15 protein-coding genes are annotated in these 14,598 nt (G+C 35.8%); 3 read left to right on the plus strand and 12 right to left on the minus strand.

From position 1 onward, the window contains the following. Positions 1 to 9: 9 nt before the first annotated feature. Positions 10 to 567, plus strand: coding sequence for a 6-phospho-3-hexuloisomerase (gene hxlB, locus WQ54_RS09300; RefSeq protein WP_046515390.1), 558 nt, complete (start codon positions 10 to 12; stop codon positions 565 to 567). Positions 568 to 1,064: 497 nt separating this feature from the next. On the opposite strand, the gene WQ54_RS34630 is transcribed toward hxlB, so the two are convergent. Then, complete coding sequence (locus WQ54_RS34630; RefSeq protein WP_269431560.1) at positions 1,065 to 1,553, minus strand: nucleotide-binding domain containing protein; 489 nt, start codon at positions 1,551 to 1,553, stop codon at positions 1,065 to 1,067. A 12-nt stretch (positions 1,554 to 1,565) separates the two neighbouring features. Then, positions 1,566 to 1,958, minus strand: coding sequence for a four-carbon acid sugar kinase family protein (locus tag WQ54_RS34635; RefSeq protein WP_052737730.1), 393 nt, complete (start codon positions 1,956 to 1,958; stop codon positions 1,566 to 1,568). A gap of 333 nt (positions 1,959 to 2,291) precedes the next feature. Between WQ54_RS34635 and WQ54_RS09310 the strand changes: the two genes are divergently transcribed. Together WQ54_RS09310 and WQ54_RS09315 are read left to right on the plus strand one after the other, a co-directional pair. Then, entirely contained in the window at positions 2,292 to 3,167 is an 876-nt protein-coding gene (locus tag WQ54_RS09310; RefSeq protein WP_046515393.1) for a LysR family transcriptional regulator, read from the plus strand. Between the two features lie 441 nt (positions 3,168 to 3,608). Further along, on the plus strand, positions 3,609 to 4,688 hold the full coding sequence (locus tag WQ54_RS09315) for an isocitrate/isopropylmalate dehydrogenase family protein (protein ID WP_046515395.1): 1,080 nt from the start codon (positions 3,609 to 3,611) through the stop codon (positions 4,686 to 4,688). A gap of 113 nt (positions 4,689 to 4,801) precedes the next feature. Here the strand turns inward: WQ54_RS09315 and WQ54_RS09320 are convergent, their stop codons facing one another. The 10 genes from WQ54_RS09320 to WQ54_RS09365 all read right to left on the minus strand — a co-directional run bounded on the left by WQ54_RS09320 (position 4,802) and on the right by WQ54_RS09365 (position 14,568). Continuing rightward, positions 4,802 to 5,467 carry an HAD family phosphatase gene (locus WQ54_RS09320; protein WP_046515398.1) on the minus strand — a complete coding sequence of 222 codons (666 nt, stop codon included), beginning with the start codon at positions 5,465 to 5,467 and terminating at the stop codon, positions 4,802 to 4,804. A 15-nt stretch (positions 5,468 to 5,482) separates the two neighbouring features. Then, positions 5,483 to 6,166, minus strand: a complete 684-nt coding sequence (locus tag WQ54_RS09325) for a transaldolase family protein (protein ID WP_046515400.1) — start codon at positions 6,164 to 6,166, stop codon at positions 5,483 to 5,485. Between the two features lie 103 nt (positions 6,167 to 6,269). Beyond that, positions 6,270 to 6,635, minus strand: coding sequence for a PTS glucitol/sorbitol transporter subunit IIA (locus WQ54_RS09330; protein WP_046515404.1), 366 nt, complete (start codon positions 6,633 to 6,635; stop codon positions 6,270 to 6,272). 49 nt (positions 6,636 to 6,684) lie between these two features. Further along, positions 6,685 to 7,695 carry a PTS glucitol/sorbitol transporter subunit IIB gene (locus WQ54_RS09335; RefSeq protein WP_046515406.1) on the minus strand — a complete coding sequence of 337 codons (1,011 nt, stop codon included), beginning with the start codon at positions 7,693 to 7,695 and terminating at the stop codon, positions 6,685 to 6,687. A gap of 12 nt (positions 7,696 to 7,707) precedes the next feature. Further along, on the minus strand, positions 7,708 to 8,253 hold the full coding sequence (locus WQ54_RS09340) for a PTS glucitol/sorbitol transporter subunit IIC (RefSeq protein ID WP_046515408.1): 546 nt from the start codon (positions 8,251 to 8,253) through the stop codon (positions 7,708 to 7,710). Between the two features lie 16 nt (positions 8,254 to 8,269). Beyond that, positions 8,270 to 8,800: a transcriptional regulator GutM gene (locus WQ54_RS09345; protein WP_231597491.1), complete on the minus strand. Its 531-nt coding sequence runs from the start codon at positions 8,798 to 8,800 to the stop codon at positions 8,270 to 8,272. Between the two features lie 20 nt (positions 8,801 to 8,820). Next, on the minus strand, positions 8,821 to 10,740 hold the full coding sequence (locus WQ54_RS09350; protein WP_046515409.1) for a BglG family transcription antiterminator: 1,920 nt from the start codon (positions 10,738 to 10,740) through the stop codon (positions 8,821 to 8,823). A gap of 132 nt (positions 10,741 to 10,872) precedes the next feature. Beyond that, a complete protein-coding gene (locus tag WQ54_RS09355) occupies positions 10,873 to 11,673 on the minus strand; it encodes an SDR family oxidoreductase (protein ID WP_046515412.1) in 801 nt (266 codons plus the stop codon). 609 nt (positions 11,674 to 12,282) lie between these two features. Beyond that, positions 12,283 to 13,299, minus strand: a complete 1,017-nt coding sequence (locus tag WQ54_RS09360) for a LacI family DNA-binding transcriptional regulator (protein ID WP_046515414.1) — start codon at positions 13,297 to 13,299, stop codon at positions 12,283 to 12,285. Between the two features lie 72 nt (positions 13,300 to 13,371). After that, positions 13,372 to 14,568 (minus strand): NADP-dependent malic enzyme, encoded by a 1,197-nt coding sequence (locus WQ54_RS09365; RefSeq protein ID WP_046515417.1) that lies wholly within the window; start codon positions 14,566 to 14,568, stop codon positions 13,372 to 13,374. Positions 14,569 to 14,598: the final 30 nt, after the last annotated feature.

Consider the following 14,598-nt stretch of genomic DNA (forward strand, 5'->3'; position numbering starts at 1 on the left):
GTCAGCATTATGGAAACATCTTATTATTTAACTCAAGTACTGGAAGAATTAAATCATTCTGTTCAGTATATAGCAGATGCTGATGCTGAGAATCTAGTTAAAGCAATTAGGTCCACGAAAAAAGTATTTGTAGCAGGTGCAGGTCGATCAGGTTTTATGGGGAAGTCATTTGCCATGAGAATGATGCATATGGGGATAGAATCATATGTTGTCGGTGAAACAGTTACTGCTAATATCGCTGAAAATGATTTACTTATTATTGCTTCAGGATCAGGAGAAACAAAAAGCTTAGTTTCGATGGCTGAGAAAGCAAAAGGTTATGGGGCTAAAGTGGCTGTTGTAACAATTAATCCTGAATCCACAATTGGAAAACTAGCTGATATTGTTGTCAAAATGCCTGGTTCGCCTAAAGACCAGGAAACCAGTAAGTATCACACCATTCAACCAATGGCATCACTTTTTGAACAAACTTTGTTACTGTTTTTCGATGGTTTAATATTAAGATATATGGAACTAGAAGGGTTAAATTCTAAGTCCATGTTTAGTAAACATGCTAACCTCGAATAACAATGTGTTTTTATAAGCAGAAAGGTATATATTTGATACCTTTCTGCTTATACATTCTATTATCCCCATTCCGACAATACAAAGTAATCGTCTTTTTCCTATATCTATATTTCTACTATCATAAATGCTCCAGCTTAATAAATGACATAAAAAGTTAACTCCTCAGTTATCTTTTTTCCGAGTTTCTACCTTTCTCCACTCCTTTTAGATTTCATTTATAATTTTATTAATTCTTACAGGTATTTTCTGCTTTCAATTAATTTTGAGAATTTCAATAGATAAACATTAAACTCTTATTCTATAACTAATAATAGAAGATAGAATTCTTCCATTGTAGTGAAAAAACCAAAATGTCTATTTGCCTCACTAAACACTTGTGTTAATAGGACATAATGATTTCGTATTTTTTGCTTGAATTCCTTCGTCTAACGCTGTCCTTTCAGTTGTAGTAACTTGTTTAATCATTACAGTGTCTATTATTCTTTATTCTCCTTATTCTACCTTTGTGAAAGTTCTTTCAAATGCGCCACAGCACGAACCAGAAAATCTGCTTTACCAAAACTCCCCGATTTTAAAACAATGTACATATGACGCCCCCAGGCCAAACCAGAGGGTAAACCTGTCTCAATCTCTTTTAGTACATAATTTCCCTTTATACCAAGTTTTCGACTGACAGTTCCAGAAGTGTCTCCGCCCGCTACGACCAATCTCTTTAAGTCGGTAATCGTTACAATCTTTTCTGTAGCATCGGCCAGCATTGCTGATACCATTTTACTTATTGTTAAAGTATCGATATTTAGGTTTAATCCAATTTCTTTTGTTTCTAGAATCACTTCTTCTCGATTATCAGCCATAATTAATACGTCCTTGCCTTGCTTTAAAAGGAGAAGGGCTTCCTCGAAAACACGTCTTATTTCTTTCTCACGTTCATATTTAACAAATACTTTACGAGAATCTAGTACAACACAGGGAACACCAGTAGAAATAAGCTGAGCAGTCTACTCTCTAGTCTGTGGAGTTAAACTCCCAGAGATGACTAAAACGCCTAGATGATCAGTAATATCTAATTCTGTAAAAGAACTGCTTATAGGTTGCACTGGCAAAAACTTAGGTAACTCCTCAGCAATTGCCGAACTCCCGGCAAGAACCTTATAATCATGAACTGCTTCTGCTACAATTGTTAAATCTGCTTGTGTTTCGCTATCAATATTGCAGTAGTGGAAGTCTCTCCGTTTCTTCTCAATCTCCATTCGTAAAACAGAAGCTCCTTGTCTGACGATGACCAGTTCGATAAACGTGACTTTTCTATTCGTTTGTTCTTGCAAAATCGCTACAAGATTAGATTGAAGCATAGGGTGCACTGGATCATGAGCAAACTCAGATTCTTCCAACAATTTTCCATGCACGGTATGGACAGCATTCTTCGTTTGTCTTCCGTTTTTAGGAAAAGCCAGACTCTAAAATTGGCTGAACTGAGTTCATGGTTGCATGAATAAGCCCAATTTTGTAATCCTTTGTTGACAATTTACTACCTCCTGCCATTCTGAACACATCCTGAATTCGCTTTCAAATGTAAATCGAAAAAATCACCGTTCTTGAGGTTTTTTAGAAATTCATTTGAAAAATGTTATGAGATTAATGTAATATAAACGGTATAATTAATAAAATATTTAATTTTTATAAATTCCGATAGATTTTTTCTATTTCAAGAGAGGAATCATCTCATGGACAAAAAAGACTGGCTTATTTTACAAATGGTATATGCAGAAAAGAATATTACAAAAGCAGCCGAGCGCCTCTATATTTCTCAACCAACCTTAACGTATCGTTTACAACAAATTGAAAAAGAATTTGACATTAAATTGTTTTATAGAGGAAGAAGGGGCGTTGATTTTACCGAACAGGGAGAGTTATTAGTAAAATATGCAGAAGATATGCTTAAACAGCAGAAAGAAATGGAAGAAATGCTGTGGAATACAGGGAATGAAGTACGCGGTACATTGCGATTAAGTGTATCAAGAACATTTGCTTTTTATCGACTTCCGCAAATCCTAAAAGAGTTTAATAAACAGTTCCCTAAAGTTGAATTCCATGTTAATACTGGGGTAAACATAGATGTCGTTCAAACGATTTATAAACAGGATGCACATATTGGTATCGTTAGAGGTGATCATAGCTGGCCAAGTAAAAAAATCACGATCACAGAAGAAAATATTGCTGTTCTATCATCCCAAGAAATTAATTTAACAGAACTTCACTCTATGCGAAGAATTAGTTATAAAACTGATCCCACCTTGGAAATGGTCATCGATAACTGGTGGAAAGATAATTTTACTATTCCACCAACCAGCACGATGAATGTTGACAATGTAGAAATAGCTAAAAGAATGGTTCTTAACGGATTAGGTTACTGTATTGCACCAAGTATTGTATTAGAAAAAAACGATAAATTGCATAAAATTTATCTTAATGATACAACTGGCTCTCCAATTGTATGGAAAACACGCATCTTATACCGTGAAGAACTTCTAGAATTAGCGATGGTAAGAGAGTTCATCCAGTTTCTTCAGGATTATCATCGTCATTACTTTGAGGAATAATATCCCGATTGTGAGCTTTAAATGGGAACTTTCTAATATAGAGCTTTACTAACAACACAATAGATGCTTCCCGTATAGTAACAGTAGCATTTCAAATATCATTCTCCTCTTCTTTTCTGAAATGGTATTTGAAATGTATTATTTAGTAATCATCTATTTTGATCTTAAATTTTAAAAAAGAACAAGATACTTCTACTTATAAAAAGAATTATCCTTCACCTTACTAAAAGGATAGAGAAGCACTTCATTTTGCCCTCAAAGCTTTAACTTTACGACTTTAATATGTAAATTGAAAGAAATAGAAAAATTTAATCAATTAATATAAAAAAAACAATATTTTATTAATTTCTAATTTTATATTACATTATTGATATAAAGTTCATGCTTTTTTTAGGAACTATTAGATCATTGGCATAATATAACAGAGAGGGATGACAAAAAATGACTGTTTATCGTCTTGGTGTACTAGCTGGGGATGGAATTGGTCCGGAAATTGTAAGCGCTACAGTTGATGTATTTAAAACGGCTGCACAGAAAGTAGGAGTGACGATTGAATGGATTGACCTGCCGATGGGTTGGGAAGGTATCAAAAAACATAACGATCCTCTTCCGGAGATCACGACAAAAGCATTGGAAAACACTCATGGATGGATACTTGGTCCACATGATTCTGCTGCATACCCTCCAGAGCATAAAGTGAAACTTAACCCAAGTGGTGCGCTTCGCCATACACTTGATTTATTTGCAAACATTCGTCCAGCTAAAACAATGCCTGGCATTAAGAGTGTAGTTGGAGAAGCAGATTTAGTGATCTACCGCGAAAATACGGAAGGATTTTACGCAGATCGGAACATGTTTGCCGGCCATGGGGAGTGGCAAATTACAGAGGATGTGGTTGTCACATCTGGTGTGTTTACAAGAAAAGCAGCAGAACGAATTGCTCAAGCTGCCTTTAAAATGGCTATGAAGCGACGCAAAAAAGTAACAATTGTCCATAAAGCGAATGTTCTCCGTTTAAGTACAGGACTGTTTTTAAAGGTGTGTCGCGAAGTGGCTGAACAGTATCCTGAAGTGGCAGTGGATGATTATCATATCGACGCAATGGCTGCTCACTTAGTCCGCCGGGCAAAAGACTTTGATGTCATCGTCACGGAAAATATGTACGGAGATATCCTTTCTGATTTAGCTGGCGAACTTGTAGGAAGCTTAGGATTGGCACCTTCTATCAACTCAAATGAAAAACTGGCTATGGCTCAGGCAGCCCATGGTTCTGCACCAGATATTGCGGGATTAAATATAGGAAATCCAACAGGCATTATGCTGTCAACAGTCATGTTAATGGAATGGCTTGCTGAAAAACATAATGATTACAAGCTTGAAGAAATCGGTAAACTGGTGGAGCAAGGTCTTTACCAATCACTTAAAGATGGTGTGAAGACAAGAGACTTAGTCGGCAATGCCTCTACTTCTGAATTTGCAGAGGCTATTTCTGCGAGAATCAATCAAACTGTTTTAAGTTAATGGCATAGGCTATCATCCCGGATTTTTTCAAAGGTACAGCTGGAAAAGTAATAACACCCTGCATCCGTTTGCAGGGTGTTATTACTTTTCACTTTCCATCCCAAACTTAAATTTCAACTTACATAAAGCGATTCGATCACTTTAACAACATCCGAAAACTCTTTATCTTTCATACTAGTTAATTTTAGATGAATATTTTCAAATAAAAGGTTTTCTGTTATTTTATTTGGCACGATAACACAATTTAGTCCTGCTGCTATTGCTGCCATTGAACCATTTGCAGAATCCTCAAATGCAATGGCTTCTGATGGATCTATTTTAAAATAATGAATGACATTCTGATATAATGCCGGGTCAGGTTTTACCTTTTCCACATCATCTTTCGTTTGGATAATATCAAAGTATTCTAGGAGATTTAATTCCTTTAAGAAAAAAGTAACCCATTTTCGATCAGAACTAGACGCCAATCCAATTTTTAATCCTAAGCTCTTTGCCTCTTTCAGATAATCTTCAACTCCATCCCGTGCAACAGGATTTTTCAGGTTATCTTTATGAAGCAACGAGGATGTTTCGATTACTTCTTCCAGAGTCATCGTTCCATTTGTTTTTTCCAAAATAAAGTCATAGAGTGCTTTAGAATCAGTTCCAATATAAGAGGCATAATCAGCAATAGGAAACTCACTTGCATGAAGTTTTAGCATCTTACGAAATGCTTCATAAAGGGCAAACTCCGTATCAATAATTAACCCATCAAAATCAAATACAACTGCCTTTATCAATTTTGTCACCTTCTTTTATATTGTTGAGATCAAACTATCACTATCTCTTCCATATTGGCTCGCCCATTCTTCGCTGAATTTTTTGACATCCTTCTCTACCGATGGATGATTAAGCATTTCCTTAATTAACTCCGGCGAAGCTGTAATTCCATGTGTCCCGGATAAAAATACACCATGTAATTGTTGTACATTTTTAAAGCTTGCAGCTAATACTTGGCATGAAAGGTTATGAGATGAAAAAAGTTGTATAATGTCAGAAACCACCTTTACTCCATTACCTGTCAAGTTATCAATTCGATTGACATATGGTGCCACATAATCAGCACCTGCTTTGGCAGCCAATAAAGCGCTCATTGGAGTATAAATAGTGGTAGCTAAGGTGCGAATCCCGTCTTTCTTTAACATTTTTATAGCCTTTATTCCCTCAATCGTAACTGGAACTTTCACTAGGAGATTTCCTGAAATTGCATGACATATATAATGTGCTTCTTCTCTGATATCCTCTGCTTTTTCAGAAATCGTCTGGACAAACAACTCTTTTTCCTCACCGATAACATTTCTTATATCCTTTAAAAGTGGAAGAAACTCTTTTTTTTCTTTCACGATGATACTTGGGTTTGTAGTAACACCATCAATTGGTAAATACTCATGCAATTCATTAATCGCATTACTATTAGCTGAATCAATAACTAATTTCATAAATTTCTATCTCCTTTTAAAGAAAAAACGATCGCTTAACCCTTGCTATTCCTTACTATTCATAAGGTTTACCTAAAAAGTTAAGCATATCGTTTTTGTTTTTTTATTTAGTCACGACTTGAATGAAATCTCCGGACTTTGGTAAGATAATCTCACTGTCTTCAAGATACAATGTTCCAGGTAACTCTGGAGTTGCAGAACCATCAAATTTTAATGTGATGTGTCCAAGGGATGATAAATTTTTCTTTACCGCATCGCCTACAGCCGTTACATTATATTCCTTTTCTCCAAGTTGAAGAGTATCTCCTGGTACAATATCGCTTTCTAGATTTTTTATATCAATTAATAAGCAATACTCTGCTAATTCAGCTGGAGCATTATCTCCAAATAGAATCAACATTTTTTCGCCAAGGAAATCCGCGATTGATGGACCAATTTTATTAATATGTGTTTTATATTTTGTTTGCATTGGGTAAATCTCCTTTTCTTACATTGTTTAAATGAGATGTTTCTTGAAATTAACTATCATACATTCCAAAGCTTGCTAGCCATGCAATAAAGACGGTTGGTGCTCCGGTCAAGAACCTTGAATAAAGAACAGATGGAACTCCTACCTCTACTGTTTCCACCTCAGCTTCTGCAAGACCTAGCCCTACTGGTACAAAGTCAGCTGCAGCTTGTGCATTAATAGCAAATAGCGCTGGTAATGCTAAATGAGCTGGAATATTTCCTTTTCCAATTTCAACCCCGATTAATGTTCCAACTACCTGAGCAATAACGGCTCCAGGTCCTAAAAATGGTGATAGCAGCGGGAATGAACATACTAACGCAATAACCATTAAACCCCAAACATTACCAGCAAATGGTGATAAGATCTTTGCAAAAAGATCACCAATGCCAGATTCTAGAATGACACCGATCAAAAGTGCAACAAAAGCCATAAATGGAAGAATTGTTTTTATCACTGTATCAATTGCTTCACGGCCCGCTTGGTAGAATATGCTTGTAACAGAGCCCAAAGCCATACCTACTCTAGCTAATAATCCTTTTGGTGCCGTTTGTTCACTAATTTTCTTTTTCGTACTATACTTACCTTCTTGTTTTTCCTCTTGCTTAACAGCAGTTTCAGCAGTAGTTGTTTCGTTTGAAGCTGCTGCATCACTTAACTGAATGTTCTCAACTTTAACACCTGAAACATAAATATCTTCTGTAATATGTTTTGCCAATGGACCACTTTGTCCTGTAGGCATAATATTAATAGTAGGAATTCTTTTTTGAGGATATAATCCACAACGCAGTGTTCCACCACAATCGATGATCACACATGCCATTTCATTTTCTGGAACTGACGTCTTAAAACCATCAACTAGTTCACAACCAGTTAACTCAGCAATTTTGTCTGCAATGTCAGGTCTTTGTCCGCCTGTAATATAAACCACTTTGTTTTTCTCTGCTGTTGGTGTAATTACTAATGGACCACCAAAACCACCGGATCCTTTTGAAACTTTTATAGAATGAAATGTCGTCATCATTTCCACCGCCTATAATTGAACTGTATCTTTTAATTTTACTTTTTGCTGTTTAGCAACATATGCTGTCGTTAAATCGGTAACCCAGCCTCTTAAAAAGTTTGTTGCAATACCAACAAGGAAATAGCGAAGTGCTAATTCTGTTGTGTCGTGACCTAATGTTGTAATTCCCGCAGCAATGCCAAGGAATACAAACAATTCACCTGGGTTTACGTGTGGAAACAATCCATTATGTGTATGACAGGAGTATGATGCTGCTGCATAGTAGCTTGGTTTGTATTTTTCAGGTAAAAATCTTCCAAGTGATAGTGTCATTGGATTTGCAAAAACAAATGTACCAATTACCGGCAATATGAAATATCTTGTAAAGGGATTTTTCCCTGATTTTTTCGCAATTCTTTCTACTCTTTCTTCTCCAACTAGACGAATAATCGCATTCATTGCAACTAATAACATAATTAATAATGGAACAATGCCTGTTACAAGATCGATAAATACCTCTCCGCCATGGCGGAACAAATCCATAAATTTTTCTGCACCTTTAATAACGATTTCCATATCATTTCACCCTTTTCTATTTCTTACTAGGAATTAAATAATCGATCCAACCTTTTTTAACCTTTAGCTCTCCGCCTTTTGAAATAATGTCATAGCTTCTCAAGGCATCAGCAATTGCTAATCTTGTTAATTTATCGACACCATTAAAGTCATCGTCAGAGATCTTCAACAAATATTTTCCTTCAAAGCCTTTCAGATCCCTCACACGAGTGAAAACTGTAACTCCTTGCATCTTTGCTGCCTTTATAATTTTATTGCGTTTATCAATACAGAACATGACAACAGTACCCGCACGAAACATCCCTGTCTTTTTCCCAATAGCTACTCTTCCTAAAGATCTCATCTCAGCATATTTTCTATTAAAGTGCCGTATCTGCAAAAAGCCGAGTATACTCTGAACAAGCCATGCTGCACCTATTAATATGATTAAATAGAAAATCATCTCTTCATCCCTTTTCCTTGATGTTATTTTGATTGTTTTCTCTGGCTCGGAGTTGGTTAAATATTTAAATGCATAGAATAGACCATCACATGATTGTCCTTTCAATCATAAACTCCAATCACAGATTAAAGTCCGCTATCTAGAAGATGTGTGATATCACTATATTTATTTAATGCAGACATTTTTTCTATTAATTGCTTATCGTTCGCTATACGGATAATTTCATCATATATTTTCACAATTAAGTATTCACTCTGATCTGTTTGCTGTTCCGGTAACCCCAATAGGAAAATCAGTTTCAGCTCTTTCCCATCTGCTATGACCGTATCAGGGAAGATGCCAAGTGCTAGTTCAATTTCATCTGACAGCTTATTAAATGTATGTGGCAATGAGATATAATTATCAAACACCATTGACCCCTTATTTTCTCTTTCCTTCAGCCTGTCTTTAAAACCGTGATCCAAATATCCTTTTTTCACAAGAGAATCAACCATATGCATGACATTTTCGTGATAATCTTTTGAACTATCTAAAATAAAGAATTTCTCCTCAGTAACTAGCTCTGCAACAACAGATAAGTTTACACTTTGATTCTTAAGCTTATTTTTTTGCTTATAGAGAGTCTTCTCGATCTCCCTTTTCACATTTATTTCGTCAAATATTTCATTGATCATAATAAATGGTTTTGTTATCTCAAAAGTTAGTTTTACAGTAGAAAAAACAAGATCATACTCGTTTAGAACTTCTTCTTTCACATCCATATCTGAATAAAGATCGATTGTGGCCTCTTTATTGAGAATTCGCTCCAATTGTATGGCAATTAATTTTGCCGTACCTCTTCCCGTTCCACACACGACAGCGACTTTTTGAAATCGCTTTACTTTATCATCGCTAAGTGTGATGAAGACTCCAAAATAAAAAGCTAAGTATCCTAATTCATCTTCATTTACGTTAACACCAAATTTACTTTCAATAACCTGACCCGCCATTTCAGCCATCTTATAAGCTACAGGATACTTTCTTTTCACATCAACTAGTAATGGATTTTTCAATCGTAATCCAAATAGCAAACGGTTTAGCATAAACGTGAGATGATATTGTAAATCAACAAAAAGCTGCTTATTCTCGTTAATAATTTCTTTATGAAATCCTAGCTGCTCAACAATTTGTTCTAATAGCTGTTTCACATCATCTGTTATGGTGATATCGGCCATAGTACGATTATTAGTAGGTGTTCGTCTCCCTGCAATCGGGATAGTTATAAACAATAATTCAGGTTCAGGAATGTTAATTGGTAATTGACGTTCTAAAGCTTTCACAATTTCTTGTGCAATTTGATAATCTTGAGTGTTTAATAGTTGCCTATGTTTATGTTGTATTTCTTCAATTGGATGACCTTTCAAAAGGCGATCTAACATAATAACAATAAATTCCATTAACCTCGTTTGCGTTGTCGATTCCAAGTCATACTTATAAAAGATTTTGAACAGTTCCTCTGAAATATCTTCATCAAGAGGATATGATTTATACAACACATCGAAGATATTATCTAAAATGAACAGCCTTAAATCGAGCTCTTTTCCACTTAGGGTCATCCCCATATTTTGTTTTCCTTGAACCTTCAGATTGTAGGTTTCAAAAGAGACAGACGCTTTTTTCAACTCATTGACAAGGGTCGTTCTGCCAATGTTCATCTCATAAGCCAAGTCATCTAATGTATAAACTTCTTCACTGCTTATTAATCGTTCAATAATAAAAGCGATTCTTCGTTTTGGAGTATCAAGCAAATCATTTTCAGAACGATTTTTTTCAATAAGAAGCTGAAACATTTGTTCATCTACAATATCCAGCCTGTATCCTTTGCCCTTTTCTTTTACTAGAGCTGCAACATCCGTTAAGTCATCATTTATCTGTTTAATATAATTACGAATAGTCCTTGTACTAACTCCAAGTGATTCTGCAAAATAATCCAGGGAGCAGTAGGGTTGCTTATGAGCTATCTCAACGATTTTAAAAACCTTTTCATCCATTAATAGATCAGACATGTCATCACCTCTTTATTCAAAAGGATGTCATTAGAATAAAGTGAACAGGGAAGCGGTATTTACTTAACAGAGTTCCCTGTTTCTTCGACATCCATAAGGCATGATCTGTCTCTATTCTTAGTAACGCTTTCTTTACCCTCGGGACTTCCCACCTGAGATATTTATCGTTGTACCAGTAATATAACTAGCACGATCAGAAGCGAGGTAAGAAACTAGATCGCCTATTTCCGTTAGTTTTCCTTCTCGTCCAAGAGGGATTGATTTACTATAGTCTGTTGAAAGACCATCTACTGTTACTCCGCGAGTATATGCTAGTGCTTCGTTATATGCATCTGTGCGAAGTCCAGTTGTTTCAATGATTCCAGGTGCGATGGCAACAACTCGAATATTAAATTTACCTAGTTCTTTCGCCCAGGCACGAGTAAAAGCAATGACTGCTCCTTTGGTGGCAGAATAACAGCTTTGTCCAGCAGATCCCTCTTGTCCTGCTTCAGAAGAAACATTTATAATAACACCTTGGTTTTGCTTTAGCATTTCTTTGGCAGAAGCTTGCGCAAAAAGATAAGGGCCTTTTTGATTAACTGCTACCATAAAATCAAAATCTTTCTCACTTAACTCATATTCTGGTCTTTCTCCCTGATCATCAACCAATAATCTTGGCAGGTTTACACCAGCATTGTTTACAAGAATGTCGACTTTGCCAAATAACTCCACTGTTTTAGCTACTGCTCTATCTACGCTCTCTTTATTTGTCACATCGCACTTCACAAAATACGAACCATCTTCTTGTTGTCCTTCCTCACCATTTAAATCAGCAACAACAACTTTAGTCCCGTTCTTTTTTAGTTCATTCGTGATATTTAAACCGATTCCAGATGCCCCACCGGTAACGATCGCCACTTTTTCTTCTAAACCAAGCCAAGAATTGCTCATGTCTTCTTCCTCCTGTCCATTTATCGTGAAAGCATTTTCAGCTATGTTGTTAGTATAAGATTGAAATATTAGAAGATTAATACATACTTTTTCACAAAAAAATGAAAAGAGGTGAATGATTTTGGAAGATTGCGAACGATAATGATTGTAACACATTGTTAAGTGGCCTTTTTCAGGAGTTTTTACAAAACTAGTGAATAGAATGAAAATTAACTGTGATTTTACTTTCTTTTACGAAATTATCGATTGGGTCAGAGAGTTCAGTTTATAAAAAGATTATTAACCTTCCTTTTATATCAGGCCTAGCTTAATTACAGATCGATAGGAGGCCTTTCCTCTCATTATACTTTCTAAAATGAATGGGAAAGAAAAGATTTGGGTAAGCATACTCAGCTGAGTATTTAAAATTTAGTAGAAAATTAAAAACGCCAGAAACAGTTAAACTGCCCCTAGCGTTTTTCATTCGGTGATTCGAGAGGGATTCGTACTCCTAACCCTCCTCTGTAAAAATACATTTCATTTTATAAAATCTAATCAACTTCTTAAGCGTTACATAATCCAAATAAACAAGTCCCTTATCTTTATACCCTTCTGTTACTTTTCAAAGTCCTAAGTAGACCTATTCCCTCTATCTAACACAGTATTCCGTTCAATAAGTTCCCCTTTTACCGTTTTAACTTGAGGTTCACTAAGATCTTCGTTAATTTGATTTAATAAAATATCAACCGTATTTTCTACCATTTCATCTACTGGTTGTCTCCATGTGGTTAAGGAGTAGTTCGTCCATTGAGACATCTTAACATCATCAAAACCAACAATGGAGATATCATCCGGAATCAGTAACCCCTTGCTGCGAGCGGCATCAATTGCCCCAAAAGCAGTAATGTCATTCCCGCAGAATATGGCATCAATGTCTTTGTACTGCTCTAGTAGGCGAAGAGTCGCTTGGAAGCCGCCATCGTAAGAATAATTTCCAAGTTCAGTGAAATTTTCTGCAATCCCACTCTCATATAGTGCTTTCTCAAAACCATTTTTACGATCAATTGTTGTAGATGTATCTGTTGGTCCGGTAATAAAGGCAATCTTTCGGTGTCCTTTGTTTACTAAGTACATACCGATTTGATAGCCGGCGGAATAGTTATCACAATAAACAGCATTATAGGTATCATCGTTTATATATCGGTTAAAAAGGACAACTTTAATATCATTTTGGATGAATCTCTCTGCAGCATTTGAGGATAAAAAGGCATCTGTAATAATAACACCCTCAACATTGTATTCGATTAATTGACGGATTTCTTTTTCTTGAATTTGATTATTGATCGAGCTTATAAAAATGATGTGATAGCCTTTGACAGAAAGTTGTTCATAAAATTTTTGAAGAACTTCAGGATAGAAAGGGTTTTGAACATCTCTCATGACAATACCAATCATCTTCGTTTTTCTAGTCGTCAAACCTCTAGCTAATGCATTAGGCTGGTAACCTAATTGTTTAGCAGCAGCCAATACTCGCTCTCTTTTGCTTTCTTTTACATTCGAACCCGAGCTAAAAACTCTGGATACTGTAGGTTGTGAAACACCTGCTAATTTTGCAACGTCAAATGCTGTTACCTTTTTCTTAACCATATGACATTCCTCCTGCACTCTAAACAGAAAGATTATATCATATATTATGATCGTATTTATAATTAACCATTTCTATATTGATACATTCTTAAAGGTTTGTGATACATTTGTTTGAATGGCAGCTTTTTCTACAGCTTCAGCAACGATAGATGCAACTCTGCTGTCAAACGGATTCGGTATCACATAATCTGGGTGAATCTCGTCTTCTTTAATGAGATTTGCAATAGCATAAACAGCAGCCAGCTTCATTTCTTCATTAATTTCTTTTGCTCTTACATCTAATGCCCCTCTAAAAATACCAGGGAATGCTAAAACATTATTTACTTGGTTAGGGAAATCAGATCTGCCTGTACCAACTACAAGAGCCCCCGCTTCCTTTGCTTCTTCTGGCATAATTTCAGGTATCGGGTTAGCTAAAGCAAAAATGATAGGATTCGTATTCATTGACCTTACCATTTCTTTTGTGACAGCGCCGGCAGCAGAGACACCGATAAAAACATCTGCACCAATTAAGGCATCTGCAAGAGATCCTTTTCTATTTTTCAAATTGGGCATACAAGCTAGTTCCTCTTTAAAGCTATTCATACCATATGGACGATCCTTATAGATAATGCCTTTCGTATCACATAAAATGATATCTTTTGCTCCTAGAACAAGAAGTAATTTAACAATAGCTACCCCTGCAGAACCTGCACCATTTACGACAATTTGAATATTTTCTAGTTGTTTTTCAGCTAATTTAAGGGAATTTATTAATCCAGCCACCGTTACAATTGCTGTTCCATGCTGATCATCATGAAAAATTGGGATATCACAGATTTCCTTTAGCTTAGCTTCAATTTCAAAACATTTTGGTGCTGCAATATCTTCTAGATTTACTCCGCCAAAAGAAGGTTCTAATAACTTTACCGTTTCAACGATTTTATTTGGATCAGTGGTATCTATACATATAGGAAATGCATCCACATTGGCAAACTCTTTAAATAATAATGCCTTACCTTCCATAACCGGCATCGCAGCCTTCGGACCAATATCACCAAGTCCCAGCACTGCTGTTCCATCTGAAATGACAGCAACAAGATTACCTTTCATGGTGTAGTCATAGACTTTCCTTTCATCCTCATGGATCTCTATGCATGGTTCTGCAACACCAGGTGAATAAGCTAAACTTAAATCTCTGGTATTCTTTACTTCAACTTTAGAATACACCCCGATTTTGCCTTGATTTTTCCTATGAAGATCAATAGCTTCATCTCGTAAAGTAGACATTTATTTCCTCTCTTTCCTCTGATTCAAAAC

The sequence above is a fragment of the Bacillus sp. SA1-12 genome (assembly GCF_000981385.1).
Classification (GTDB): domain Bacteria; phylum Bacillota; class Bacilli; order Bacillales; family Bacillaceae; genus Metabacillus.